At 48.7% G+C, this 25,709-nt stretch carries 24 protein-coding genes; 21 read left to right on the top strand and 3 right to left on the bottom strand.

The features are described 5' to 3' along the window. Position 1 precedes the first annotated feature (1 nt). From nudC to ACJJIW_RS14480, 6 genes are all read left to right on the top strand, one after another. Positions 2–817: an NAD(+) diphosphatase gene (nudC, locus tag ACJJIW_RS14455; protein WP_444894318.1), complete on the top strand. Its 816-nt coding sequence runs from the start codon at positions 2–4 to the stop codon at positions 815–817. 45 nt (positions 818–862) lie between these two features. Next, positions 863–1,513 carry a cation/multidrug efflux pump gene (locus ACJJIW_RS14460; protein WP_444894317.1) on the top strand — a complete coding sequence of 217 codons (651 nt, stop codon included), beginning with the start codon at positions 863–865 and terminating at the stop codon, positions 1,511–1,513. Positions 1,514–1,561: 48 nt separating this feature from the next. Further along, positions 1,562–2,707, top strand: a complete 1,146-nt coding sequence (gene sohB / locus ACJJIW_RS14465; protein ID WP_444935531.1) for a protease SohB — start codon at positions 1,562–1,564, stop codon at positions 2,705–2,707. A 40-nt stretch (positions 2,708–2,747) separates the two neighbouring features. After that, positions 2,748–3,761: a YhdH/YhfP family quinone oxidoreductase gene (locus ACJJIW_RS14470; RefSeq protein WP_444935532.1), complete on the top strand. Its 1,014-nt coding sequence runs from the start codon at positions 2,748–2,750 to the stop codon at positions 3,759–3,761. Between the two features lie 159 nt (positions 3,762–3,920). Beyond that, positions 3,921–5,183: a patatin-like phospholipase family protein gene (locus ACJJIW_RS14475; protein ID WP_444894314.1), complete on the top strand. Its 1,263-nt coding sequence runs from the start codon at positions 3,921–3,923 to the stop codon at positions 5,181–5,183. A gap of 264 nt (positions 5,184–5,447) precedes the next feature. Then, positions 5,448–6,746: a polysaccharide lyase gene (locus ACJJIW_RS14480; protein WP_444935533.1), complete on the top strand. Its 1,299-nt coding sequence runs from the start codon at positions 5,448–5,450 to the stop codon at positions 6,744–6,746. A 38-nt stretch (positions 6,747–6,784) separates the two neighbouring features. Here ACJJIW_RS14480 and ACJJIW_RS14485 read toward each other — a convergent pair whose 3' ends face one another. Further along, positions 6,785–7,555 (bottom strand): pseudouridine synthase, encoded by a 771-nt coding sequence (locus ACJJIW_RS14485; protein ID WP_444935534.1) that lies wholly within the window; start codon positions 7,553–7,555, stop codon positions 6,785–6,787. A 390-nt stretch (positions 7,556–7,945) separates the two neighbouring features. Between ACJJIW_RS14485 and ACJJIW_RS14490 the strand changes: the two genes are divergently transcribed. Beyond that, complete coding sequence (locus ACJJIW_RS14490; RefSeq protein WP_444935535.1) at positions 7,946–9,154, top strand: RtcB family protein; 1,209 nt, start codon at positions 7,946–7,948, stop codon at positions 9,152–9,154. A gap of 79 nt (positions 9,155–9,233) precedes the next feature. After that, positions 9,234–9,422 carry a hypothetical protein gene (locus ACJJIW_RS14495; RefSeq protein ID WP_413665191.1) on the top strand — a complete coding sequence of 63 codons (189 nt, stop codon included), beginning with the start codon at positions 9,234–9,236 and terminating at the stop codon, positions 9,420–9,422. A 21-nt stretch (positions 9,423–9,443) separates the two neighbouring features. Here the strand turns inward: ACJJIW_RS14495 and ACJJIW_RS14500 are convergent, their stop codons facing one another. Beyond that, the gene (locus ACJJIW_RS14500) at positions 9,444–9,833 is read right to left on the bottom strand and encodes a YchJ family protein (protein WP_282933410.1); all 390 of its coding nucleotides are present in this window, start codon (positions 9,831–9,833) and stop codon (positions 9,444–9,446) included. Between the two features lie 152 nt (positions 9,834–9,985). Between ACJJIW_RS14500 and ACJJIW_RS14505 the strand changes: the two genes are divergently transcribed. The 7 genes from ACJJIW_RS14505 to ACJJIW_RS14535 all read left to right on the top strand — a co-directional run bounded on the left by ACJJIW_RS14505 (position 9,986) and on the right by ACJJIW_RS14535 (position 21,252). Continuing rightward, complete coding sequence (locus tag ACJJIW_RS14505; protein ID WP_282933409.1) at positions 9,986–10,513, top strand: TetR/AcrR family transcriptional regulator; 528 nt, start codon at positions 9,986–9,988, stop codon at positions 10,511–10,513. Between the two features lie 38 nt (positions 10,514–10,551). After that, positions 10,552–11,616, top strand: a complete 1,065-nt coding sequence (locus ACJJIW_RS14510) for an efflux RND transporter periplasmic adaptor subunit (RefSeq protein WP_444935536.1) — start codon at positions 10,552–10,554, stop codon at positions 11,614–11,616. Between the two features lie 43 nt (positions 11,617–11,659). Then, entirely contained in the window at positions 11,660–14,767 is a 3,108-nt protein-coding gene (locus ACJJIW_RS14515; protein WP_444935537.1) for an efflux RND transporter permease subunit, read from the top strand. 296 nt (positions 14,768–15,063) lie between these two features. After that, positions 15,064–17,265, top strand: a complete 2,202-nt coding sequence (locus ACJJIW_RS14520; RefSeq protein ID WP_444935538.1) for a hypothetical protein — start codon at positions 15,064–15,066, stop codon at positions 17,263–17,265. 239 nt (positions 17,266–17,504) lie between these two features. Beyond that, entirely contained in the window at positions 17,505–18,056 is a 552-nt protein-coding gene (locus ACJJIW_RS14525; protein ID WP_282933405.1) for a GmrSD restriction endonuclease domain-containing protein, read from the top strand. 77 nt (positions 18,057–18,133) lie between these two features. Continuing rightward, complete coding sequence (locus ACJJIW_RS14530; protein ID WP_444935539.1) at positions 18,134–20,842, top strand: DEAD/DEAH box helicase; 2,709 nt, start codon at positions 18,134–18,136, stop codon at positions 20,840–20,842. Between the two features lie 107 nt (positions 20,843–20,949). Continuing rightward, positions 20,950–21,252, top strand: coding sequence for a hypothetical protein (locus ACJJIW_RS14535; RefSeq protein WP_282933402.1), 303 nt, complete (start codon positions 20,950–20,952; stop codon positions 21,250–21,252). Between the two features lie 123 nt (positions 21,253–21,375). On the opposite strand, the gene ACJJIW_RS14540 is transcribed toward ACJJIW_RS14535, so the two are convergent. Beyond that, positions 21,376–21,690 (bottom strand): DUF6471 domain-containing protein, encoded by a 315-nt coding sequence (locus ACJJIW_RS14540; protein ID WP_108732688.1) that lies wholly within the window; start codon positions 21,688–21,690, stop codon positions 21,376–21,378. Between the two features lie 148 nt (positions 21,691–21,838). Between ACJJIW_RS14540 and ACJJIW_RS14545 the strand changes: the two genes are divergently transcribed. Genes ACJJIW_RS14545 through ACJJIW_RS14570 form a run of 6 tightly spaced genes read left to right on the top strand, consistent with a single transcriptional unit; the run spans position 21,839 to position 25,706 of the window. Beyond that, the gene (locus tag ACJJIW_RS14545; RefSeq protein WP_108732689.1) at positions 21,839–22,243 is read left to right on the top strand and encodes a DUF2170 family protein; all 405 of its coding nucleotides are present in this window, start codon (positions 21,839–21,841) and stop codon (positions 22,241–22,243) included. Then, positions 22,240–22,935 (top strand): PspA/IM30 family protein, encoded by a 696-nt coding sequence (locus ACJJIW_RS14550; protein WP_282933401.1) that lies wholly within the window; start codon positions 22,240–22,242, stop codon positions 22,933–22,935. The genes ACJJIW_RS14545 and ACJJIW_RS14550 overlap by 4 nt, the downstream gene beginning before the upstream one ends. Before the next feature lie 4 nt (positions 22,936–22,939). Beyond that, a complete protein-coding gene (locus ACJJIW_RS14555) occupies positions 22,940–24,010 on the top strand; it encodes a potassium channel family protein (RefSeq protein WP_413665197.1) in 1,071 nt (356 codons plus the stop codon). Beyond that, positions 23,995–24,648 carry a YjfK family protein gene (locus ACJJIW_RS14560; RefSeq protein WP_413665198.1) on the top strand — a complete coding sequence of 218 codons (654 nt, stop codon included), beginning with the start codon at positions 23,995–23,997 and terminating at the stop codon, positions 24,646–24,648. Before ACJJIW_RS14555 ends, ACJJIW_RS14560 begins: the two co-directional genes overlap by 16 nt. A 14-nt stretch (positions 24,649–24,662) precedes the next feature. Then, positions 24,663–25,079 carry a DUF350 domain-containing protein gene (locus tag ACJJIW_RS14565; protein WP_282933398.1) on the top strand — a complete coding sequence of 139 codons (417 nt, stop codon included), beginning with the start codon at positions 24,663–24,665 and terminating at the stop codon, positions 25,077–25,079. 12 nt (positions 25,080–25,091) lie between these two features. Next, positions 25,092–25,706: a DUF1190 domain-containing protein gene (locus ACJJIW_RS14570; protein WP_444935540.1), complete on the top strand. Its 615-nt coding sequence runs from the start codon at positions 25,092–25,094 to the stop codon at positions 25,704–25,706. Positions 25,707–25,709 lie beyond the last annotated feature (3 nt).

The raw sequence follows: 25,709 nt of genomic DNA on the forward strand, positions 1-25,709 counted from the left end.
CTTGGTAGATAAGTTTGTCCCAGCGGGTAATGTGTGGGCAGTTCCGGAATTTTCCCAGCATATCCTGATTGCTGATGGACTGATTCTCTGCCGAGGAGATTTTTTCCTCCACGACGCCCAGGTGTTGGTAGCGGAGGCTGTTCAATCCAGCCACTACTTGGGAGAGTTAAGTGGGCGGGCGTGTGGTGTCCACGTTTTGTCTCGCCAGGTTGAAATTGCCGGCTATGAATGGCGAAACCTGCGCAGCCTGCTGACTTTGGTTGAGGAGCCGATGTTTGCATTGGCTGGGCGGGCGCTACAGATTTCCCATTGGGATAGCCAACATCGATTTTGCGGTCGTTGTGGCACTCCTACCATCTATCACTCTAATGATCGCGCTCGCACCTGCCCGGCTTGTGATCTCACTGTCTACCCCAGAATCTCCCCCTGTGTAATTATGCTTGTTACCCGGGGAGATGAGTGTCTCTTGGCTCGTCATGCCTCGCGTCGAAATGCAACTTATACAGCCCTCGCTGGGTTTATAGAGCCCGGTGAGAGTGCTGAGCAAGCGCTGGTGCGTGAAGTCTATGAGGAAGTGGGGCTCAAAGTGGGTGCCCTGGAGTATGTGGGGAGCCAGTCCTGGCCTTTTCCCGGGCAGTTGATGATCGGGTATTTGGCGGAGTGGCAAGGTGGGGGATTGTGCTTGGACCCCAATGAGATAGAAGAGGCAGACTGGTTCCACTACAGTTCATTGCCAGCTATACCGCCCATACAAACCCTGTCCGGCCGCTTGATCCACACTTTTGTTGAAAAGGCTGCAACGAAGAACCGCCCGTAAGGTTGGTTTAAAGATGTTGCGCAGTATCAGGGAGTAGAAATCATAATGTATATAGCGATTACCTTTATTATTGCCATCCTGGCGTTGTTGTTAGTGTTTTGGGGCGCGCGAGTCCTGCTATCGGGAAATTGGTTCCTGGGGTTTATACGTGGTTTCGCCGGTCTTTTTCTTTTTGCAACTGCCCTTTGGATTGTTCTGATTGCTGCAGATGTTTACAGCTATAGAAACCTGGCTGAAGAGCACAGTGTTGGCATTGTTTCGTTTCGAAAAATTGCCGAGCAGCAATTTGAAGTCAAGTTTTCCGATGCGGATGGTATAGCGCAAAAGTTTGAATTGCTTGGGGATCAGTGGCAGTTGGATGCCCGAATGCTCAAGTGGCAGGGTCCATTAGCCCGCTGGGGAATTAAGCCCGCTTATCGTCTAGATAGGTTGAGTGGTCGCTATCTCACGCTGCAGGATGAGCGAGCTCGCGAGCGTTCTGTCCATGAAATAGAGGGGGCGAACTATGGCGTGGATGTTTGGCAGTTTGTACGCGGTGTTGATCGCAAGTTGCCCTTTGTTGATGCGGTATATGGCAGTGCCACATTTCTACCTATGGAGGACGGTGCGGTTTACGAGGTACGTATTAGCCACAGCGGTTTGTTGGCTCGCCCCCTTAATCAGCGAGCAACTTCCGCCCTGGAAGGTTGGCAGTAAAATACTGAAGCTAAATAAAAATTAGTTATGACGGAAAATGGAGTCTAAGTGGAATTTTTAATTGAATACGGCCTTTTTCTAGCCAAAATTGTTACGGTTGTTGTGGCCTTAATGGTGTTGATAGGTTTTATTTTTGCAAATCGAGAGCAGCTGAAAGAGCGTGTTCAGGGACATATCACAGTTACACATTTGAATGATCGCTATGAGCAGTTTAAAGAAACACTGCTTGAAGCTGTGATGGATAAGCACGAATTCGCCCGTCGTAAAAAGCAAATGGCGAAAGAGAAGAAAACTCAAGAAAAAGCCCTGGCTAAAAAACATAAAGCTGAGAGCAAAAAGCAGCCGGAGAAAAGTGCTGCTACTTCTTCCGACGTTGCTAAAGAGGAAGGAGAGCATGAGTCCAAGAGTATAAAAGGGGAGTTGGTCTCCGAGCGCAAGCGTGTCTTTGTTATGCAATTTAATGGGGATATCAAAGCGAGTGCGCTTTCCCACTTGCGTGAAGAGGTGACGGCCATTCTTCAAGTGGCAGAGCCCGGAGATGAAGTTCTCCTTTGTCTTGAAAGCCCTGGGGGCATGGTGGCGAACTATGGCTTAGCCGCCAGCCAGTTAACCAGGATTCGCAGTGCAGGTATCCATTTGACTATTGCTGTCGATAAAGTGGCTGCCAGCGGGGGCTACATGATGGCCTGTGTTGCAGACCGTATCCTGGCAGCACCCTTTGCGATGTTGGGCTCTATTGGTGTTTTAGCTCAGATGCCGAATTTTAACCGCCTGCTGAAGCGCAATGATATCGATTACGAACTGTTTACTGCGGGCCAGTACAAGCGCACTGTAACCATGTTTGGTGAAAATACTGAGGAAGGTAAACAGAAGTTCCAAGACGATTTAGATGAGATCCATATTCTGTTTCAGCACTTTGTCGGGGAGTACCGTCAAAAACTCGACGTTGACAAAGTTGCCACGGGCGAGGTTTGGTTCGGGCAAAAAGCCCTATCCTTGGGACTGGTCGATGAGCTGAAAACATCAGATGAATACTTGACCAGTTGTGCTAAGGACTGCGACTTGTATCAGGTGGAATTCAAAGAACGGAAAAATATTGCTAAGAAAATAGGGCTGGCGGCAGAAGCAGGTGTGGAATCGGCGGTCACTCGTCTCTTTTCACGGCTGGCAGCTCTGCGTCATCAGGCTCAATAGTTGTAACGTTACAGGTTGATAGTGCTGCGGGATATACCCCATGGAAATAGAAAAGGATGAGAAATTTCGGGCAGTTCAGGTTGCCGAAGTAGCTTCGGGAAAGTTTGACCAGTCTGTTGTTGAGCGTCAACTTTCTGAGCTTCCCGATAACCCCTTGCTGTTGGCCGTAAGTTATTCATCCTTGAATTTCAAAGATTCTTTATCTGCGTTTGGCAATCGTGGGATTACTAATACCTACCCCCATACCCCGGGTATTGATGCGGTGGGCAAAGTGCTATTCGATCGGAGCAAGACGTTTCAACCGGGTGCCGAATTATTGGTCAATGGCTACGATTTGGGCATGAATACTTCTGGTGGACTTGCAGAGCGTATTGCCGTTCCTCCGCAATGGGCCTTGCCAGTCCCCGAGGGCCTAACAGCTTGGGAGTCTATGGCACTGGGTACGGCGGGTTTTACCGCCACGCTGTGTGTTGAAAAGCTCCTGGAGTCCGGCGCATCTCCTGAGGATGGAGAGATTCTGGTAACAGGTTCAACGGGGGGCGTCGGCTCTGTTGCCGTCGCCTTGCTGGCAAAGCTAGGCTTTCGTGTCGCAGCAGTGACGGGAAAGTTGGAGTCTGCTGATTATTTGGCGAGATTGGGCGCATGGAAGGTTCTCGACCGGGATACACTGGCCCCTTTTGCCAATAAAGCGATGGCCAAGCCATTGTGGGCTTGGGCTGTAGATACTGTGGGCGGGGAAACGCTTTTTAATGTCATTAAATCCCTGCGCTACGGAGGCGGAGTGGCTGCTTGTGGTATGGCTTCAGGTGCTCAATTTCACGCCAATGTATTTCCATTTATCTTGCGCGGTATTAGTTTGTTGGGTGTGGATAGCGCTGTTTTGCCGATAGAAAAGAAGGCAGAAGTATGGAAGCGGTTGGCCAGTGAGTGGTATATCAGCGATAAGCTCGACAGTATTGCGGAGAATATTAGCCTTGATCAGGCTCCAGAGTTTCTTGCGCGCTTAAATAGAGGGCATGGAATAGGTCGTTACGTTGTAGATATGGCGCTCTAATAGATCTATCGATTTAGAATAATAAGTACATTTAAAAGACTCTATTTATCTTATCAAATATCCCCGACAACTCTGAATCTGAGTTGTATATGGGCTTTTTTCTCAATAGCCTTTAAGCGGACTCTGTTGTTTGCGGGCTTGTTGTATTGGAAGAAAACTTTGTCGACAAGTAACAGTGAAAGTAACAAACCTGGCCAGCGTAACGCTCTGGTTCTCTCTGGGGGAGGTGCGCGTGCTGCCTATCAAGCGGGCGTTTTAAGGGCGCTTGCGGAACTGGTTCCAGAAGATAATCCTCGGCCCTTTCAAATAATCTGCGGCACCTCTGCAGGAGCTATGAACGCGATGCTTCTCGCCTCTCATACAGGCACCTTTAAAGAAGCCGTCGACAGAATGTGCTCAGTTTGGTTGCAGCTTAGTGTTGAGCAGGTTTATCGCACCAGTTGGCGTAGTTTACTTGGAAACCTGTTTTCTATCAGTCGTTCGCTCTTGAACCAAGGTGTGGGTAGACAAAAACCTTTGGCACTCCTGGATAACAGCCCGCTGCGCAGCTTGGTTGAGCGCGAGATTAACTTTGACAATATTCAAAAAAATATTTCGGCTGGGCATTTGCATGCCACAAGTGTTAATGCGCTTTCTTATAGTGAAGGGCAGTCCGTCAGCTTTTTTCAGGGAGCGGAGAATGTTAAAGGGTGGCAGCGGTTTCGTCGCTTTGGAGTGCCTACTCAATTAACTTCGGACCACCTATTGGCGTCAGCAGCAATTCCTGCCATTTTCCCGGCGGTCAAATTGGATGGAGTTTATTTTTGCGATGGCGCCATTCGTCTGATGGCCCCGATTAGCCCGGCTCTGCATCTCGGTGCCAAGCGTGTCTTTGTGGTGGGTGTGTCGGACAACCGTTCTCCAGCCCATTGGGGGAGTCGCAACAGTCCTGCGCAGATGGAGTCCCCTTCGATGGCACAAATAGCTGCTCAGTTATTCAATGCCGCATTTATCGATAGCTTGGAGGCAGACTTGGAGCATCTGGATCGAGTAAATATGTTACTTGACTATGTGGATCCAACAGATCACACGGATTTGAAATTGTTGCGTTCGGTAGAGTCGGTTGTTATTGAACCCTCGCAGAGTTTAGGGCGTCTTAGTGGCAGAAAACTTGGTCACCTTCCCTCGGCGCTACGCTGGTTATTCCGCTCAACGGGTGCGACCAATCCCGGTGGCGGTGTTTCTGCAGCCAGTTATTTATTATTTGAAAGGCCATATATCGAAGAACTTATCGATCTCGGCTATCAGGATGCCATGTGGGAAAAAGATAAATTGCGCAGTTTTCTACAGCCGGAGCCGGAAGGTAAAACTGAGCGCAAGGGGCTCTTTGGGATTCGCAGTAAATCTCAAGAAGAGGCTTCTCACGGTAATTCTGAACACTGACCTTAGTTTCTCTCCCCTCATTGGCGTGACTAGCGTCTTTCATCTTAGTGAATATTTTTTCCTCAAGTTTCTAAAGGGCGTTAAACGCCCTTGAATCCATTATTATTCCGCCAAGGCGGCGGGAGTCTTTGCAAGCCTTTCACATTTATTTTCGCGCTCTCTTATAGTTGTCTTGGACTATGTGTGCTCTCGCTCATCCGAACAAGTAGCTTCTATATTTAATAGTGATGTCAATGCTGTCGGGTATTATTCAAGATGTTTTCTGTGTTTTTACTCGTGACTCTTTTTTCATTTAGTACAGGTAATCAGGATTTCGCCCAGATGATCGGTAGGGTTGATCGGGTTGAATATTTGGGGGGAGGCTTGGTTGTTTCTGGGTGGGCTTGTCAGAAAGGAGTATTCAAGTCAGTTTCTGTTGGTCTTTATCTAGGTGGGGATAGTAGAAGCGGGTTTCCGATAAAAATTTCCAGAGCTGATCAGACGTCGTCAAAAGGAATTGCCAATATATGTGATACTCAGGGCGTTCCCCATGGATTCAAGTTCTATTTGAATTATGAGGAAATGAAAAAATTTGTAAGAAAGAAGATCTATGTATACGGGTTTTCATCAAATCAAGGCAGATTCAGTGCAATTTCAAATTCTGGTAGATATCGGGTTGGGATCCCCTACATGAAATATACCGATATTACCTTGTTGCGAAGAACTTTTGATTTGCAACCACTGGTAACGTTTGATGATCAGCATTTAAGTTTAATTCCAATGCCCGGTTATGGGTATGCACTAGAAGCTCAGTATATTCCTTATGAAAAGGGTTCGGAGAGAATTAGCACATCAACACAATTAGCCAAATCTGTTTCATCGGCAACTCTCGCTTACGATGTGAAGTTTCATCGGAACTTCGAATTTGTTAAGGGCGGTAAGCTACACGGCCTTGCTGGTGGGGGACAGGCTTCAGGATGCGTACCTATTGATCCGAAGAGTTGGAGTGTGCGGGTTAAGTTTGGTGCGGAGGGTAGGGTTGGGCTCTATACCTATCATCAGGATAGAGTCGCTCGGTGTGGAGATGGGTATCAAGGGAATGACAGTTTTAGGTTTGAACGGGATATCTGGTATCGGATTGAGTTGTTTGTGCAATTAAATAGCAGCGCAAATAATGCTGACGGATATATAGAGCTATTTATAAATGGCAAAAAAATTGTAGAGGAACAAGGGTTGCGGCTGACGGGTAATGATAGGGTAGCTATTGATAAATTTCAGTTCAGTACTTTTCATGGCGGTAGTTCAGCTTTGTGGTCACCCTCCAAAAAAGTCTATGCCTACTTTGACAATATTTCAGTGAAGCAAGGGAGAAAGATATATGGCCTTAAGGGGGCTGTATGCGAAAATGAGAAAGCTGGAATATACAGTGGGTCGGGAGCTTGCTGTTCCAGCTCGTGTGGGGCCTGTGGCGGCCCTGGGTGCGGCCAATTAAATGGCGGAAGCTCAGCCTGCTGCACATCGGAAATTATTTATTCAGCGCCATTGTGCTCCTATCCTGGGCAGGTCGCCCCATGCACTATGTAAGGCTTGAGGGTTTCTGAGTAACTTGGAGGCTTTATAAATTAAAGTTTCCATTTAAATCGCTGAATTAATTGTAAGAAACTTCCCTGTATTTCGCATTGCATTTTCAGCTGAGAACCGCTCACCGGATGTTCAAGCTTAAGTTCACATGCGTGCAAAAGTAGTCGAGAGCACTCGAGCCTGCTGGCAAAGAAGCGATTATGGATTGACTTTCCATATTTAGGGCAGCCAATTAGTGGGTGGTGGATATGCTTGAAATGCCTTCTTATTTGATGGCGTCGCCCTGTTTTCAATTGTATTTCTACTAGGGAATACCGGCTGGTCGGGTAGCGGTCAACCTCATAAGGTAGCTCAATAGTCTCCAAGCGCCGGTACAATGTAACAGCCTGCTGACGTGGCAGATCCGTTTTTGGTCGCTTCCTCTGGTGTTTGAAGTCGGCAACGGGGGGGAGGGCATAGTCAATGACACCTTCTTCCGGGCTATACCCTCTGCATACAGCAATATATTTTTTTGATGATAAATCACTTTCCAGCTGCTGCTGTACCTGCGCAGCAATCTCACTGCTTTTGGCAAAAATAATAACACCGGAGGTAGGCTTATCCAGTCGATGTACTGGATAAAGAAAGCTGCCACATAGGTCCCTCAAATATTGCAAAAGTACACGCTTTTCATGACGGTCTATTTCTGATCTATGAACAAGCCACCCCTCTGGTTTATAAGCGGCAAGTAAGTAGTCGTCTTCAAAGAGAATGGTAGGTTCTTGAGTGGTCATTTTGGGGGCGTGGCGACTGGACTGTAATTTCGGTAGCACGATTTTATGGCATTGCGAGCCCTCAAGCTATGTTGAAAAGTAAAAGTTGGTTAGTGAATTCAGGGTAGAGTTTTTATCGATAGGCAAAAAACAGGCTTGACATGGTACCAAATGAGAATAAACTGCACCTAAATTCCATTGCTGATCTAGTTTCAAGGTTGGCATTCTAATTGGCAGTATTTTTGAAGTGGATCGCACCACTAAGGAGCCGTGAAATGCGAAATGTAGATATCAAGAGTTTATTTGTTTAATCACTTTTCACGCGCTTGAGCTTGGAAAGTGATATTGCTTTCCAAGCCAGACCTTCCAAAAGCCCTGGCAAATGCCGGGGCTTTTTTGTTTTAGCTTGGATTGCCGTTTCAGTTAAGTGGATTAATCCAGGGATAAAATATGCCTGTAAAAACAGTGTTAAATCGAAATGCACCGCCTGGCACGGTACCGGTAAAAATCTATACCGATAATATTGAGCCCCAGGCAATGCAACAGTTAAAGAATATTGCCCAGCTTCCTATTGTGCACTCCCATGTTGCTGCTATGCCGGATGTGCATTTGGGAAAGGGGGCAACGGTAGGATCGGTGATTCCAACGGTAAGTGCGATAATTCCTGCTGCCGTTGGGGTGGATATTGGTTGTGGAATGAATGCGGTGCGAACTTCGCTACAAGCCCATCAGCTGCCAGACAATCTGAAAGCACTGCGGGACGCCATTGAGGTGAAAGTGCCGGTTGGTCAGGGACGACATAAACTGATCAGCGCCAGGGAATCTGCCTGCAAACTTTTAGCTCCCGGTGTGGATAGATTGTTTTCAAAGCATCCAGGGTTATTGAAGAAGCTGCATCAACCACAAAAAACCTGGGTGACCCAAATGGGTACATTAGGGGGAGGCAATCACTTTATCGAAATTTGTATTGATGAGAGTGGTGCTGTCTGGGTGATGTTGCATTCGGGGAGTCGAGGGATTGGTAATGCTATTGGTCAGCATTTTATCCAGTTGGCCCGACGGGATATGGCTGGGCATATGCACAATCTTCCGGATAAGGATCTGGCCTATTTCTCAGAAGGCTGCCAGAATTTTGACGATTATATTGAGGCGGTTAACTGGGCACAGGAATATGCGCGCTGGAACAGGCAGGAAATGATGAAGCTTGTGCTTGGATGCCTGAAGGTAAGCTTGCCAAAGTTTACTTTGACTACAGAGGCAATTAACTGCCACCACAATTATGTTGTTCGCGAGCGCCATTTTGATAGAGATGTATTCGTGACTCGCAAAGGGGCTATTAGTGCTCAGAGAGATCAACTGGGAATTATTCCCGGCTCTATGGGGGCTAAGTCATTTATCGTGCGTGGGCTTGGCAATAAGGAATCTTTTTGTTCTTGCGCACACGGAGCTGGCCGAAAAATGAGTCGTACAGCGGCTCGCCAGCGTTTTACCAGAAAGGACTTGGAAGATCAGACCCGAGGTGTGCAATGCCGTAAAGATAAGGGCGTTCTGGATGAGATTCCTGCTGCTTATAAGGATATTGATCAGGTGATGGAGAACCAGTCGGATCTTGTGGAAGTGGTACACACGCTACGCCAGGTAATTTGTATCAAGGGGTAAATATGGAGGTATCAATACAAGTTTTGAGTGAGAAGATATTTGGAAGAGTGGATCTACTAAAAGTAAAAGGTGAAGTTTTATGAAAAAGAAAGAAAAAATTCGTAGTTACGTTGCGCGTAATCCGCTAATGAGAAAGGGCGGTGCCCACGTAAAGGCAAAATCTTCGGGGCGTTTCGCTAGCAAGCAGAAGCTGCGTAAAGAGGTGCGGGAGTGCGACTCCCGCCCCCAGGCCTTTGCTGCTATTTTTTCTTTGATATCGCCTCTTTAGCTAGCCGTGTTTTCTGCTAGCCTATTTCCCATCAGGCCAGTTGGGTAGAGCTTCCAAATATACCCAGCGCTTCTTAAATAACTTAAATAGTGAAATTTCGTGAATCAGGTGTTCTTGGTCATTTTCTGTATACCAAGCCTTAAATTCCACAATCGACTTTTTTAGTCCCGCCTTACTCTTAATAACTTCCAATTGTGTCCACTGGGTTTCAATATCCTCAGCTTGCAGTTCTGGGCAGGTGTCGGGATGCCAGGTTTTTTTCAGGTACCGAAAATTTCCGGTTGCAAAGGCCGTATAGCGACTGCGCATAACCGCTTCTGCATTATTGGGGTAAGCCTTTCCCGACAAATAGAGTCCGCAGCAGGTATCAAGGGGCTTGCCCGATCCACAGGGGCAGTACCGATCCGTCATAAATCACCTCTCCAGCGTGAGCTTAACGCTCTCGCAACACTTTTTAGCCATGTTTTCTGGTGGGGGAGCGTAGCATAGCTTGACCTTTGAAATGTTGCCGCTAAGATACCGACCAACCGGTTGGTTTTGATTGGTGATGCCCAGGAGGTCATGTGTCGAGAGTCGACAAAGCTGCCATTGTGCGAGCAGCAGAAGAAGTAGTCCGGGATCGCGGGGCGCGCAAGTTGACCCTGGATGCGGTGGCTGCACAGTGCGGGCTCAGCAAGGGCGGTTTGATTCATCATTTTCGAACTAAGCAGTCACTCCTGAAGGCGATGCTGGAGGCGGCAATAGCTCGTGAAGATGACAGTGTTGCCACTTTTGTGTCCTCCGGGGACAGCTTGTTGGTGTCGCGCTTGAAGAGCATTTTTGAATTGATGGAGGACGACAAGGGGCTGCCTCGCTCACTGATCGCCGCCGTGGCCGAAGACCCCATGTTGCTGGGACCGGTAAAAGACAAAGAGGAGCAGCAGCGTCGCGATATCTGCGATGCGTATCGTGACCCGGAAATGGCGGAGCTGCTAATCCTGGCGGCCCAGGGCATGTTCCTGGGGCGCGTACTCGGTGTTGTTGAGTCTGAAGACCCGATTATTGAACGTTTACAGGGACGTCTGCTGGCGCTCTCTGCCGACCTGAACTAAAGGTCAGCCCCAGTTAATACAGTTTGTGGATGATGAATATGAATATATCGCCAAGATCGCGTTTCTCATTGGCCGTTTTGATCGCAGCAGTTGCAGTTCTGGCAGGATGCTCCGAATCGAAGACGGAGCAGGCGCAAGCAGAGCACGTCTGGCCCGTGAAAGTAGCTACCGTTGCCAGTAATAACCAGGTCAAAGATCGACAGTTTGCCGGTCGTGTTAAGGCAGTGCAGAGTGTCGACCTATCTTTCCAGGTTGGTGGGAAGCTGGACAAGCTCACAATTCGCGAGGGTGAAATTATTCCAAAGGGAACCCTGATTGCAGAACTTGATCAGCGGGATTACCTGCGCAGGGTAAAAGAAGCCCGATTAAATGTAGAGTTGCTGGAAAAAACCCTCAATCGTCAGCGCTCTCTGGCAGGGTCAAAAGTTATTTCACAGCAGCAACTGGATGAAACAAAAAGTAACTTTGACTTGGCTAAAGTTACCCTGGAACGTGCTGAGCAGGACCTGGCTTATACCCAGCTAAGGGTTCCATTCGATGCTTTGGCGACTCGCCAGCTGGTAGAGAATTACACCAACGTCCAGGCCGGCCAGGCAATTGTCCGTTTGCAGAATATTTCTGAAGTTCGAATTCAAATCTCCGTGCCTGAAAAGCTGTTGGCCACGGTTAATGAAGAGCAAGTCAACTCCATGACCGCCGAATTTGAATTTTTGCCGGGCAAGGAGTTCCCACTTACTTACCGTGAGCATCAGGCTGAGGCAGACAGCGTTACCCAGACTTACGTTGTCGAGTTTGGAATGCCCCGCCCCGAAAATGTACAGATCCTTCCCGGCATGACCGCTCGCGTTAGTGTGAAGTTGAATAAAGCGAGTGGCGACCTGTGGGTTCCCCTTTCAGCGGTGCAGACTAGCCCGGAAGGTAAGCCCTATGTTTGGCAAATTAATGCAGACCAATCTGTTTCCAAATCTTCCGTGACCCTCGGGCGTACTGATGGTGAGTCGGTTCAGATTAAAGATGGCATTAGCCCCGCTATGAAACTGGTTGCTGCCGGCGGCCAGCACCTTTATGACGGTGCAAAAGTACGCAATTACGCACAGCACTAATTAGTGTGTTAGCTCTGGCCCTGTTAACAGTAGGGAAAATGTTGTGAAGATTTCTGACATATTTATAGAAAAGCCAGTTTATAGCTGGCTGTTGATGCTGATTTGCTTAATCGGTGGTCTTTGGGGGCTTTCAGATATTGGCCGCCTGGAAGATCCTGCGTTTACGATCAAGGAAGCCCGTGTTTACACCTTCTACCCAGGCGCTAGCGCCCAGCGTGTAGAAGAGGAGGTCACCGAAAAGCTTGAGGTGGCCATCCAACAAATGGGGCAGCTGGACAAGGTCTCTTCCACCTCAAGCCCGGGAATGTCTGAAATTCGGGTGGAAATCAAAGATCAGTATGCCTCGCAGGAACTTGCCCAGGTTTGGGATGAATTGCGGCGCAAGGTTAATGATGCTCAAAGTGACCTGCCCAGCGGTGCTTTACCCTCTATTGTGAATGATGATTTTGGTGAGGTTTACGGTATTTATTATGCGATTACCGGAGAAGGGTTTTCGCTGACTGAAATGCGTGAAATTACCAAAGCGATTCGCCGGGAGTTACTGGGAGTTGAGGGGGTTGCCAAGGTTTCCCGCTCAGGCATTATCGACGAAGTGGCTTACCTGGATATTGATGAATCCCGCCTGGCCCAGTTTGGTTTTTCCCTGGATGACTTAGCACAGGTACTGCAATCTGAAAGTTCGACCCAGAAAGTCGGCGAGATTGGAGGCCAGGATTTACGTACCCGTATACTGGTTGATAATCCTGCGAGTGACCTGGAATCCATTCGTAATATTCTCGTCGGCGTGCCCGGTTCTACCGCGATGCTGGCCGTCCGTGATATCGCCGATATTTCTCTCGGTTACGATGAGAGCCCCAGCTTTATTGCCCGATTTGATGGTAAGCAGGCCATTCTGCTGGGTGTGGCCGGTGCGGAAAATACCAATATCGTGAACGTTGGCAAGGCGGTAGAGGCCAGGCTGGAGCAGATTAAGCAGGCATTGCCCCTGGGTGTAGAAATCCATCCTATTTACGAGCAGCATCAGGTAGTAGAGGAGAGTGTTGACGGTTTCCTCTTTAACCTGGTTTCTTCTGTCGTGATCGTTACTCTAGTACTTTGTGTATTTATGGGCTGGCGATCCGGTGTTGTGGTTGGCACTGTCCTCGGTTTGACCGTTTTGGGCACCGTGTTAATCATGAACCTGTTTGGCTTGAATTTGCAGCGGATCTCTCTCGGTGCCCTGATTATCGCCATGGGTATGTTGGTTGATAATGCCATTGTGGTTGCCGAAGGGATGCTGATGGGGGTTCAGAGAAAAGAAGAGCCTAAGAGTGCTGCCAGGCGCGTAGTCCGCCAGACTTTCTGGCCACTGCTGGGTGCGACCATTATCGGTATTATGGCGTTCTCCGGTATCGGTCTGTCCGATGATGCTACTGGCGAATTCCTTTTCTCCCTGTTTGCGGTAATTGGTATCTCCCTGTTACTCAGCTGGATACTGGCGATTACTATTACCCCTTACTTGGGCTATCACCTGTTTAAGCCGGGTAAGCAAGCCGACTCGGATGATCCGTACGATGGCCGCTTCTACAACATGTATTCCGGTGCTTTATCAGGAGCGTTGAAGCGCAGGGGCCTGACCATTGCAGTACTTATTGTGGTGACCCTGGCCAGCTACTTTGCTTTCGGGTTTGTGAAGCAGGGATTCTTCCCCAATTCAAATGCTCCTCTTTTTTATGTTAACTACTTCATGCCTCAGGGCAGTGATATTAACCGTACGGACAAGGCGCTTCAGGAAGCGACTGCATTCTTTCAGGAACAGGATGAAGTTGTCTCCGTGACGGCAGTAGCTGGTCGCGGAGCCGATCGCTTTATGCTGACTTATGCTCCCGAGCCACCCAATGCGTCTTATGGCCAGTTGATTGTTCGCACTGAAAACCGGGAGCAAATCCCCCAGTTGATTGAGAGCGCCAAGGCGAAGTTGCGTGTAGCGCAGCCGGAAGCATTGATTACTTTCAAGCGATTGGTGTTTGGTCCCGGTGGTGGTTCGGATGTTGAGGTGCGTATTTCAGGTCCGGATTACCAGACACTGCGTACCTTGGCAGTCAGTGTAGAACAGCAGTTCCGTGAAAAAGGACTGGAAGATATTCGTCACAACTGGCGCAGCAGAGAGCCTACTCTGCACGCACATCTGGATGATGAGCGGGCGCGAGTTGCCGGCGTTACCAATGCTGATGTCAGCCGTATGATTCAGTTTGCCACTGCGGGTTACACCGTTGGCGACTTTGAAAGCGGTGACCGTATTATCCCTATTGTTGCCCGTATGCCAGAGGGAGATCGCAATCAGGTGGGTTCACTGGAAGACCGCTTGGTGTGGAGCCCCAATGAGCAGGGATATATTCCGGCAGGACAGTTGATTACTGATTTCGAGTTAACCGCTGATGAAGGATTGATCCAAAGACGCAACAGGGTGCCGACTATTACCATCAGTGCGGATGCGCCTGAAGGTGTTACAGCAATGTCAGCCTTTGGCCGTATACGTCCCTGGGTTGAAGAAATGAAGTTGCCACCTGGCTTCAAGATTGAATTCGGTGGTGAGTACGAAAGTTCTACCGATGCGCAGAAGTCGTTAGGTAAAGGTTTACCCTTGGGCTTCCTGATTATGATCCTGGTGTCGATACTGCTGTTCGGTACTGTTCGGGAGCCGGTGATTATCTGGCTGGTTGTTCCTATGTGTCTCGTCGGTGTTGTTGTCGGGTTGTTGGCGACGGGATTACCATTTGGATTTATGTCTCTTCTCGGTGTCCTCAGTTTGTCTGGTATGTTGATTAAAAATGCCGTGGTATTGGTGGATGAGATTGAGGTTCAGACCCATGCGGGCCTGCCGAGGTTGACAGCTATCCAACGGGCCAGCGTTAGCCGTTTGCGTCCGGTATTCCTTGCCGCTGTCACTACTATTTTAGGAATGTCCCCGCTTCTGTTCGATGCTTTCTTTGCGGATATGGCGGTGACAATTATGGGTGGGCTTGGATTTGCTACGGTGTTGACACTGATTGCAATCCCTGTGTTCTATGCGGTATTCCACAAAGTGAGACCCAATGAAGTAATCGGCGGGGAAACTGAAACCAAAGAGAAACGCAAAGAGGCGGCTATTAGCGAACCTGTATCCGTTTAAAACATGCTAGCCCTAATTGGGGGCTGATTTAAGAGTCCCGTACCAAGTTTCTATTCGCTTGGTACGGGATTTTTTTTGTCTTCGTTTTTCATCCATTAATTACCAGGTTGTTTTCTGAGAGGGAGATTTTCATTGAAACATATGAAGAGCTTTGTGCAGAAAATTAAATTTATTGAACTAAATTATTCTTCGTCTGTAATCAAACCTTATTAAGTCTGTCATTTAGCACAACTACTCTATGCCGCCTTTATAACTGGAACTGCCTTCGGGTGGGGAATCAACGCATTGGAGTGGCAATGAAAAATCATAAATTTTTCAAAAGAGCAGCGTTAGCTATCGCTATACCGGCAATTTTGGCTGGTTGCAGTGACGATAATGATGATCCGGTAGTGGTAACTCCAGATCCGGAAGTGCCTGAGGAAGTCAGTCTATTTGAATCAGTTGCTGGTTCTGAGGTTGCTGCGAATATTGGTCCCTCAACAATGCAGGTGCCACATGTTGTCGCCACGGCTGAAAACGTCAAGGTAATTAATCTGCTCAGCAATGGTTATCTCCCCACCGATTACTCCAGTGAAAACGTTCCCCAACAGGATATGCTTCCTATATTCGAGGAGCACCCAAGTCTCGATGCTGCGGATACGGATGGCCTTTATGTATTGTCTGGAGAGCCCGATGGTTTGGGGTATCTGGATAATGACGACGGTACATTTACCCTGTTTATGAACCAGGAACACTACAACTTTGTTGGCGGTGATGGGGTGGTGCTGGAGAACTCAAATCGCAGTCTCCGATCGACAGGCACCTTCATTTCAAAGTGGGTAATCAATAAAACCACCGGGGAAATTGAGGGTGGTGAGGACCTGATTAAAGGTGTTTATGCCTGGCGGCGTACCCTGTATGACACGGATGGTGAGGTTGCTGAATCTCCAGGATATACCTACGTAACACAAATGAAACCCTATTTTGATGCGGATGGGGACCTTGTGAATACGGGAGCATTCGAACGCTTCTGCTCCGCAACTCTGCCAGCTGAAACTGCTTTCTATAATGCGGAAAGCGGCAAGGGCACCCAGGTGCGGATGTTCTTGACTGGCGAAGAGAGTGACGGTGGCGAAAGCCTCAAAACTTACTACGATGGTTTGGTTGAGAAGCGTGGTTATGAGGGGTTGCGGTTTGATGCTTTTGGTAGCATCAGTGGTGAGGCGAGAGCCAAGAGTGAGATCGAGTCTGTCTACGAGTACGATAAATCGGAAATTTATATCGGACGCGGTATCGCTGTTTTGACAACCGGAGACAATGCTGGTGATGCTTATGAATTGCCACTACTCGGTAAATCTCGCTTTGAGAATATCGTACCCAACTATAAAGCACAGGATAAAACCATACTGCTGTCTGTCGATGATGAACGGCCTCGGGGTGATGAGGATGATGCTTATCGCAATGGAGGTTTTCTCACAGTCTATGTTGGTGAAAAAACTAATGAAGGCAGTGAAGTTGATAAGGCTGGCTTGACCAATGGTGAGCTGTATGCGGTTCGGGTTCTGGATAGCGATGGCGCGCCGGTGGTTGATTTTAGTGATAGTAACAATCGAGCGCTGTTTGACGATAACGAATTGATGTTTGAGTTGGTACAACTCTCCAGCCAGGATACCGACGGAGATGGGAAGCCAGAAGATATTCGCGATATGAGCCAGCAGGCCTTCCGCATTCATACCACTGGAATGGATGTCTCCCAGTGGCGTTCCCCGGAAGATGGTGATTGGGACCCATTAGATCCCAATAGCTTTTATTTTGGAGCCAAGTACGGTGTATACCAGCTTGAGTTTGCGGATATCACCAATCCAACAGATGGTGGAATCATCAAGAGAGTAGTGAGTAGCAAATCCGATGGCGATATAACTGACAACTATGAGAATTTCGACAATATGGCAGCGGTTGCTGGTGTCGATAATAAGACTCGCTTGGTGTTGCAATTTGATAAATCTAATTATTACTCACCAATCTACGTTCTCGACCCTGAAACCGGAGAGATGATTCGTGTTGCCGAATTTAACCCGGAAATTATTGGCGATAGTGAAGACGAGCTCGATCTGAAGATCGAGAAACAGCTGGCAAGTGGAGAATTGGAAGCTGAGCCTACTGAGGAGGAATACCAAATGCTGCTGGAAGAGCATGTGGCGAGTAAGCCCTACCGTCAATACTACTCACAATCCTCCAAGGTTCGCAGTGGGCTGGATGATACCGGGATAGAGGCTGCGCTCTCTACCGATGCTGAAGCATCCGGGGTTATTTATGTGGGCGATATTCTGGGTGATGGTTGGTTCTTGAGTTCAACCCAGTTTCACTATGATTTTGAAGGTCGAGTGGATAGTTACCTGAATTCCTTTAATGTGCGTGACCAAAAAAATGGTCCCACTACACAATTGATTCAGGAAATGATGGCCGGAGGACAGTTGCACGCAATCTATATCCCTCAAGCGGTAGGGCTGGACAAGTAGCAAAATCTATCGTTGATAAATTATGCCCTGTCAAGCGTTAATCAGGCAGGGCATTTTTATCAGGTGTAAAAAAATTGATCGAAATATCCTGCTCTTCATTACCCTTGCTATAGCCCTATTTTTTCATTTGGGGTGTTTTGTATAACGTTTGAACCATTTCTTATTGATTTGAACCGCCACATACAATTGGTACACACTTTCTTGTAACCTAGCGCTCTGGTTTGATTGGTAGTTGATGTATGAGCGTTCGGTCAGTTTCTAAGCTTTTTTCCATTGCTGTAGTTTTCTCCTTCAGTTTTTCCGCTTTTGCAGCGTCCTATGATCGGGCGGAGTGGCTGCCCAAGTGGTCTGATTCCGATCGGGATTGCCAGGATACCCGCCATGAGTTGTTAATTCGCTATTCACTGTCCCCGGTAACCTATACCCGCTCCAATCACTGCAAAGTAGACACCGGTTTGTGGCTGGATCCCTACACAGGCGGCTTCTTTGTAAAAGCTTCAGATCTTGATGTGGAACATATTGTGCCTCTGAAGTGGGCGCACGATCACGGGGGAGCTGATTGGACGCGCAAGCGAAAGCAGCGGTTTGCTGAGGACATCGAGAATTTATGGCTGGTTGATGACGGTCGTAACCAAAGTAAAGGCCACAAAGGGCCGGACAAGTGGATGCCGCCCTATGGACCGGTCAAGCAAGTTTACCTCAAGCGGTTTATGGCAATCGTAGATAAGTATGGTCTTCAATTGAGTGCGGGCGAGCGCCGCAAATATCAATCGCTAATGGCGGATGGCTGAGGACAAGTAATCTCCGGGGGGTATAACAAGGTTCCGGCATCCGTTAGAATTTTGTTGTCCCCCAGGAGTTATTTGCAATGCAGCACCACCCCAAGAAGTTAATCGAATACTTTCGGCGCTGCTATCAAGCTGACAGTTACGACCTCTCCCTCAACAATATTCTAAACCTCAAATCGAATCGGCGTCTGTTCTTAGATGAGCGGGACTATTTGGGGGTTGATGAGTTACCACGTGTACCTGTCTCCGCTACTGCGGGAGCAAAACTGCTGGAACAAGTGGATGCTTACCGAAAGGAGCGGCGGCTGATTTATGGTTGCCTGTTTATTTGTGGTAACTACGCTCTCCAATCTGGACTAAGTGCAAAGCGCAAGCTCTGTGCACCACTACTTTATTTTCCCGCCAAGCTACATTTTGATGAGGATTGTTTTGTAGAGATCAACTCTGCAAACATTCACGTTAATCTCCCTGTTTTACGTCAACTGCTTAAACCTGATGTTGAGTCCTCCATAACAGATAGTTTCCCGGTGCTTGCTTCGCCACTGTCTTCGACACAGCTGGCTGACGTCGGTCGCTGGCTAACCCATTACACTATTTTGGAAAATGTGGAGGAATTGGGGCGCTGGCCTAACCTGAGTGGTAAGGCAGCTGTTGAAAGTGCATCGAAGGGTGCTCAGTTGTCCTTGGTCTCGGCGGGTGCGGTAATTCTTGCGGATAGATCAAGGGGCTCTCGTGGAGTACTGCACGAATTACAACTTTTAGGCAGGGAAAAAAGATTATCTCCTCCGTTACAGGCATTGCTGGGAGAGTGCCACTGGGAAACGGCACAGAAAGCGTGTGAGCCGGATATGCTGCCAGGTCTGTTGAGTGGGGCTCAGGAGGGGGCACTGGAAAATGCGGCTCGCTTTCCTCTTAGCCTTGTTTCAGGTCCGCCCGGTACGGGAAAGAGTTTTACGATCGCCGCTATGGTTCTCGATCGAGTGCTGCATGGTGAAAGTGTTTTGGTGGTATCGAAAAACCAGCAAGCATTGGATGTGGTGCGGGATAAATTGCGAGATGAGTACGGACTGACTCAGGGGTATGTACATCGAGAGGAGCGGGGTTTTATCCCCAGCTTAAAAGCTCATCTGGATAGGCTGCTGAAAGAGGGGGTGGAACTTCCAGAGAGAAAGCCTGCCCAGGTGAAGAGGGAACTGAAGAGGGCTTATCGAGCCTTGAGGGGCTTGGAAAAGCGCTTCTCCAAAGAGCTGGGATTGGCGCGCGCTGTTAGTGTAGGTCGATTTGCTCAGTGGGTAGCGCGACATGCCTGGAGCTTCTTTGCAAATCGATTGAGTGTTAAAAGTCTGTGGCAATCACAAGGTGCGATTGATGATTGTCGGCGCAACTTTGAAAGTCTGGCAAGTCAGTATTTGAATACTTATCGCCGCGATACATTGCACAGACTGCTGGAAAAGAATCGGGGTACCCTGAGCCAATTCAATCAAGCCTTGCGATCTCGAACTTCAAAAGTACAGGCGGAGCGCTTTGCCCAAACTGATATGCGGGTGGTAATGCAGGCGTTCCCCATATGGCTGGTGGAGGCAGATGAACTCAATGAAGTGCTGCCGTTATCGCCCGCCATGTTCGATTTGGTAGTCTTTGATGAGGCAACCCAGTGTGATATTGCGAGTTCACTGCCGGCTCTGTTTCGAGCTGAGCGGGCAGTGATTGTCGGTGACAGTAAACAACTGCGGCATGTTTCATTTCTTTCCCGCAACCGGCAGCAAAGTATCTGGCAGGGAGTGGTAAAAGATGCCGGGGTGCCGCCAAAACTGAGCTATAGGGATCAATCACTTTTGGATTTGGCTTCAGACGTGATTCCCACTCAACAAGCTGTTGTGATGCTGGATGAGCACTTTCGCAGCCATCCAGAGCTGATCGCATTCAGTAACCATGCTTTTTACTCCGGCCGCTTGAAAGTTATGAGGGCCAGGCCCAAACCATTACCAGAGTCGGCGCTAGAATTTTATCAACTTCCAGGGCGCCGGAGAAAAAATGGGAGAAACACTGTAGAGCGCGACTGGGTTATTGCGCAATTGAAAGCGCATTTCGAGCGCTATGCCGATGCTGCAATTCGGCCGTCGGTCGGTGTTTTGTCTCCCTATCGGGATCAGGCCGATTATTTGGAAGGGGAGTTGATTAAGGTCTTCTCCTCTCAGAAGTTACAGAGTTTTTCTGTACGCGTTGCCACGCCCTATGGTTTTCAAGGAGAGGAGCGAGATTTAATGCTTATCTCCATGGCTATTGATAGTCAATCGTTGCGGGCAGCCAGCTACTTAAACCGGGCGGATGTGTTTAATGTTGCAATTACCAGGGCAAAAGAAAAGCAGTTGGTTGCGTTGTCGATTGAGCCCCAAGCTCTCCCTACGGATCATCTCTTGCGTCAATATGTTGAGTTTCCACACTCCGTTGGCAGTCATTTGCAGGGTGATGAAATCGTATGTCGTTTTGCGAGTGAAGTTAGCCATTTATTAACCCAGCACGAAATTCCCCATTGGGTAGGCTTTCCTGTGGCTGGGCAGATTGTAGATGTGGTTTGTGCTGTGAGCGGGCGTTTTATCGGTATTGACCTGATTGGGTATCCCGGCGACTACGAGTCTTACTTTAGTGTAAAGGTCTACAAGGCATTGTATCGGGCGGGCATTCCGGTCTTTCCCCTGCCGTATATTAACTGGCTAAAAGACCGGCAGGGCTGCATCGAGCAGTTATTGACGATCCTTCAGCAGGAAGGAAAAAGTGCCTGTATCTGAAGCTGCTATTCCTGACGGTTAGTGCCGCTGCATAGGGCTCAGAGATGAAAGTTACGCCGCAGCTGCTAGTCTTCAAGGAGATTTGAGCAAAATTCCAGAGTAGATCTATGAAATCCTGGTTGCTGATTCTCTCCCTCTCGGTGGTTGCAATTGCCGGAGTGCAAGTTTCTTTGGCTGATCCCCAGCAGGTTCAAGGGGTGCGAAGTCCCACTTTAAGTTTCTGCCAGGCGCGGTTCTATGAGGAAGAGGACGGACGCCTCTACTGTAACTGGGCAGTCAATTTCAGGTATGCCTGCTTTGTTTGGTGGCCAACGAATAAGATTATTCCTGCAGGGGCCAAGCTTTCAGAGCCTGAGGTTGTCGGAAAGTGCGGTAATGGTGAGCCAGTCGTCAAATTGCATCACTACTAACTCACCTGTAAAGAAGCTATGCAGGTGAGTCGTGGATACCCCGGTTTTTCAGCGGGTAAGCTTGATTACTGACGACGGAGTCAAAGTGTGATCGCGTGTACTGGTGTCCAAGGAGATGGCGTGTTAGCTTTTCTCCTGCTCGGCATAGAGTCCTCGATCTTGCAGCTCACGGGCCTGTTTGAGGATTTCAAGCATGGCGCTGTCCTCCACCGACATGGCATCGATGATGGCTGCCAGCAGATCTGCTGAAAACATGCACTTGCTGACTTTGCTGCGCAGGTTTTCCGGTGTCATTGAAATTCCTCTCTCGGCCAGTGCTTGGGCGAGATCTCCGTAACGCATGCCCTTTAGTGCCATTGATGCGCGCACATAGCGAGCAATTGCCTGCTTGTAAGGGGTCAATGCTTGCTGGTTGCTCAGGCTTTGCTTGTGGTCCATGGGCTCTACTCCGTCCTATTCACTATCACCAATGTGGTAAATATTATCTTTGTGTGTATTATTTGCAACATTAGTTTGTAATAAGTTATTGACCGCAGATTTTTTGGTGCTATATTTGTGACCAATATTCCACAGCGAGGGAGTTGAGATGACCTGGAACAATGAGAACCTGCGCCAATTGGCGGAAAACCACTCCGGATGGGTGGTCGAATCTGAGGGGGATTGCCTCAGTATTTCCAACGATGAAGGCGTCGATGCGTTTGTCTATGTTGGCGAGAAGCAGATAGTTGTAGAGAGCATTCTGTTTCCCGTGAGCCAGGTAGATGATGTGGCAGCGCTCAATGAAATGGTTCTGCAAACACATCAGCTGGTGCCCCTGACAGCCATTGCGATCAAGAATATTGGTGGTGAGAACTACTACGTCGCTTTTGGTGCTCTGTCGGTGTCCAGCAAGGACGAAGTTGTTATCGAGGAGGTTGAGACCCTGTTTTCCAATGTGGGTGACTTCCTGGATTTATTTGCCGATCATTTTGAAACGGAGGGTGTAGCATGAGCCTTAAGAGAATTTGGACTGCTTTGAAAGGCGCAGTTAACGAAGGAACAGAAGCAGTAGCGGATAGCCAATCGATTCGTATTCTTGACCAAGAATTACGCGAGGCGAAGGAAGAATTGAAAGCTTGCGATGAAAACCTGACCAAAATCATGGCGAAGCGCAAACTTACTGAGAGTAAGGTCCAAGCGCTGCAAGCCGACGTTGAAACCTATAGCACTCACGCAATCAACGCGAGCGAAAAGGGCGATAACGAACTCGCTCTTGAGTGTGCAGAGCGTGTTACTGAGCTGGAAAGCCAGCTGGAAACTGAGCGCAGCATCCTGGATGGATTCCTGAGTTCAGAGAGCACCCTGAAAGGTAACATTACCCAGGCAAAAACCAATGTGCGCCGTATGGAGCAGCAGATTGACCAGATCAAAGCGACTGAGTCTGTTCAGAAAGCACAGGTAGCGGTTTCTTCCCGCCACATGGGTGCGAACAGCAAGATCAAAACAGCGCTGGACAGCCTGGATCGCATCAAAAACAAGCAGGAGCAGCGTGCTGCTGAGCTTGAAGCTGCGGAAGAGCTGGCTTCAGAGGAAACCGGTTCCAGCCTGGATGCCAAGCTGAAAGCGGCGGGCATCAAGCCCGGCGGCCAGAAAAGTGGCAGCGATAAGTTGGCTCAACTGTTAGCGGGCCGCGAAAAGGCTTAACACAGTGCTGCTTTATCGAGTGCGACGCCTTCTGGCGTCGCTTTTCATTCGGGCCAATGTAACCACCATTCTCATAGCTGTAGGCAGCTATGTTTTCATCTCCTATTGGCTGCTCAAAATTGCCGGTGAAGCTGATATTGTCGCGGGCGAGAATTTCTTTTACTGGTTGGTTGTTACCGCATCGACAGTAGGTTACGGCGATTTCTCCCCGGTAACCCCTGAGGGTAAAGTCGTAGTTGCCGCTTGGGTGATCCCAGTGGGCCTCAGCCTGTTTGCCATGGTGGTCACAAGAATTGGCTTTGCGGTTTCAGAATTTGTGCATCGCGGCAAGAAGGGCTTGCGTATGACAAACCATATTGATCACACAGTAATTATCGGCTGGAACGGTACCAGAACGCTCCGCTTGATTGAGTTGCTACTCTCCAAAACAAACGGTAGCGCAGCAGAGATTGTCCTCTGTGTTGAAGCCGATATCGAAAATCCGATGCCGGGTAAGATTGATTTTGTCCGGGTGGAATCGTTTTCCCACGGGGAAGGTATGCAGAGGGCAGGATTGGCCGATGCCGCTCGAATTATTATCGACAACCCTCTGGATGATGTAACCCTTACAACCGCCTTATTCTGCGACAAGCTCAGCCCGAACAGCCATAAAACGGCTTATTTCCAAGATGAAAATGTGGGTGAATTGCTCCGTGCCCACTGTCCCAATATTGAATGTATTCCCTCTGTCGCTGTAGAGATGTTGGCAAAATCCTCGCTTGACCCCGGTTCCGCAAGGTTGCACCGACAGTTGCTCGATAGCACTTACGGCATGACCCAATACAGCGTTGAATATCGGGGTGAGAAGCCTCTTCCTGTCGGTGAATTATTTGACCATTTCAAGCGGGATCTCTCTGCGACCTTAATTGCGGTACGTAGAAAGGGCGTGGTTAAAATTGACGTGAACCCGGGGCTTACCGATCAGGTCACCGAGGGCGACATGCTGTATTATATCTCTGCAAAGCGGCTCGATGAAAAAAGCTGTTTCGATATAAAAAGTAATGAAGAAGGTGTTGGTACATGTTTACCAAACTGATAAATAAAATAAAGGGAAAGGACGCTCCAAAGGTCAAGACTCCAGAAATTATGGGCTTGCGAATGGGGGCGAGTTTTGAGCTGGACCCTTTGGCTATTCGCCTGATACTCGATGAACTGACCATTGAATCCTGTTCACCGACCCAGATCATTAAAGCGGCCGGTGTTGTCGAACTAGATGGTACCTGGATTTATCGCTTTTACACTGATGATGATGCCTGGCTGCAAGTGATTGCTGAGGGCGGTCAGCGGGATGAGCATGTGGTCGATGTAAAGCTGTTCCATTTTTACGACACTCTGGATGTCGGTTCGGAGCAGGCTTGGAATAAATTGTTAAAGAGTGATATTGGCGCACCCAGTTATCACCTGCAGGATCGCTCTTATAGCCGTGTATGGACCGCAGCAGGGGACTACCACAACCCAGTGCATATGGCCGAGAAGACTTACGATGAAGATGGTGATTATTCAGTAACGGATCAATTCACCATGCTTTTCGAGCGCGAATTGTCTGATCAGCAAACCGAATCCCTTTTTCTCTCAGCTGAAGAGAAAGAAGAGGATGCAGGCTACTTGAGCCGCAGCTTGGTGATTAGCACCGGCATTACTCTGACCCCCTCACAAATAACAATACACGGATAATAAGGAGATATTTAATGGACCAGCCTTATGATTTACTGACTGGTATCTTGCATTTTGCGGCCTACTTTGGCCTGTCGCTGGTACTTTTGATCGCGTTTAAATTTTTATACGCACTGGTGACGCCTCACGATGAGTGGAAGTTGATCCGCGAAGATAAGAATACGGCTGCCGCCATTGGTTTTGGTGGTGCTGTTTTGGGTTTTGCAATTGCCGTTGGTGGTGCTGCCAGTAACTCTATTTCTATTGTCGATTTCGCCATCTGGGCCCTGGTTGCATTGATCGCCCAGTTAATTGCTTTTGCCATTATCCGCTTTGGGTTTATGCCGCGTATTGTTGAGCGCATCGAAGATGGAGAGGTGAGTGCCGGTGTTATGTTGGCTGCAACTACAATCGCTGTTGGCGTATTGAATGCGGCTTGCATGAGCTACTAATTGGGGGTGGTAATGAAGCGTACCAAGAATATTAACCTGGCAAGGATGCGCAAGGGCGGTGGCTCCAATTTTTTACTGCGCCCACTTGCCTTAGGTGTAGCGGCTGCCCTGGTCGGTTGCTCCTCAGATGAGGAAGTTAAAGTCGTCTCTTCAGTAGATGACTGTGTGGCCAATACCCCGCTGGACGAAGCTCAATGTGAAGCAGCTTATCAGCGCGCGGTTGAGGAAGCAGAGCGCACCGGGCCCAAATATTCCCGTCTCTCTCAGTGTGAGGCTGAGTTCGGTAGTTGCCAAGAGACCAGTAGCGGCGTCTGGATGCCTCTGATGGCGGGCTTTATGGTTGGCTCCATGCTCAATGACAGGGATCGCCACTACAACTATGGCTACTACAACCCGGTCTACCGTTATTCAGGCTCCCGTTATCGCGACAAGCTGATGACAGCTGACGGCGGTATTATTGGCGACTATGGCCGTTCATCTTATAAGGTGGATAAAAGCGCTACGGCACCTAAGCCTAAAGTTACCAAAACTGTTTCCCGTGGAGGCTTTGGTGCTGTGGCATCGGCCAAATCCAACTGGGGAGGGGGGCGCTCCAGCAGTGGTGGTTCGCGCGGCTGGGGAGGTTGATTT

Source organism: Microbulbifer maximicatervae (SeqCode), assembly GCF_052467815.1.

Excerpts from the sequence above, each read along its gene's own strand:
- ACJJIW_RS14460 (WP_444894317.1), top strand. The coding sequence starts at position 863 with ATGTATATAGCGATTACCTTTATTATTGCCATCCTGGCGTTGTTGTTA.
- ACJJIW_RS14470 (WP_444935532.1), top strand. The coding sequence starts at position 2,748 with ATGGAAATAGAAAAGGATGAGAAATTTCGGGCAGTTCAGGTTGCCGAA.
- ACJJIW_RS14490 (WP_444935535.1), top strand. The coding sequence starts at position 7,946 with ATGCCTGTAAAAACAGTGTTAAATCGAAATGCACCGCCTGGCACGGTA.
- ACJJIW_RS14495 (WP_413665191.1), top strand. The coding sequence starts at position 9,234 with ATGAAAAAGAAAGAAAAAATTCGTAGTTACGTTGCGCGTAATCCGCTA.
- ACJJIW_RS14500 (WP_282933410.1), bottom strand. The coding sequence starts at position 9,833 with ATGACGGATCGGTACTGCCCCTGTGGATCGGGCAAGCCCCTTGATACC.
- ACJJIW_RS14510 (WP_444935536.1), top strand. The coding sequence starts at position 10,552 with ATGAATATATCGCCAAGATCGCGTTTCTCATTGGCCGTTTTGATCGCA.
- ACJJIW_RS14520 (WP_444935538.1), top strand. The coding sequence starts at position 15,064 with ATGAAAAATCATAAATTTTTCAAAAGAGCAGCGTTAGCTATCGCTATA.
- ACJJIW_RS14525 (WP_282933405.1), top strand. The coding sequence starts at position 17,505 with ATGAGCGTTCGGTCAGTTTCTAAGCTTTTTTCCATTGCTGTAGTTTTC.
- ACJJIW_RS14530 (WP_444935539.1), top strand. The coding sequence starts at position 18,134 with ATGCAGCACCACCCCAAGAAGTTAATCGAATACTTTCGGCGCTGCTAT.
- ACJJIW_RS14535 (WP_282933402.1), top strand. The coding sequence starts at position 20,950 with ATGAAATCCTGGTTGCTGATTCTCTCCCTCTCGGTGGTTGCAATTGCC.
- ACJJIW_RS14540 (WP_108732688.1), bottom strand. The coding sequence starts at position 21,690 with ATGGACCACAAGCAAAGCCTGAGCAACCAGCAAGCATTGACCCCTTAC.
- ACJJIW_RS14545 (WP_108732689.1), top strand. The coding sequence starts at position 21,839 with ATGACCTGGAACAATGAGAACCTGCGCCAATTGGCGGAAAACCACTCC.
- ACJJIW_RS14550 (WP_282933401.1), top strand. The coding sequence starts at position 22,240 with ATGAGCCTTAAGAGAATTTGGACTGCTTTGAAAGGCGCAGTTAACGAA.
- ACJJIW_RS14560 (WP_413665198.1), top strand. The coding sequence starts at position 23,995 with ATGTTTACCAAACTGATAAATAAAATAAAGGGAAAGGACGCTCCAAAG.
- ACJJIW_RS14565 (WP_282933398.1), top strand. The coding sequence starts at position 24,663 with ATGGACCAGCCTTATGATTTACTGACTGGTATCTTGCATTTTGCGGCC.
- ACJJIW_RS14570 (WP_444935540.1), top strand. The coding sequence starts at position 25,092 with ATGAAGCGTACCAAGAATATTAACCTGGCAAGGATGCGCAAGGGCGGT.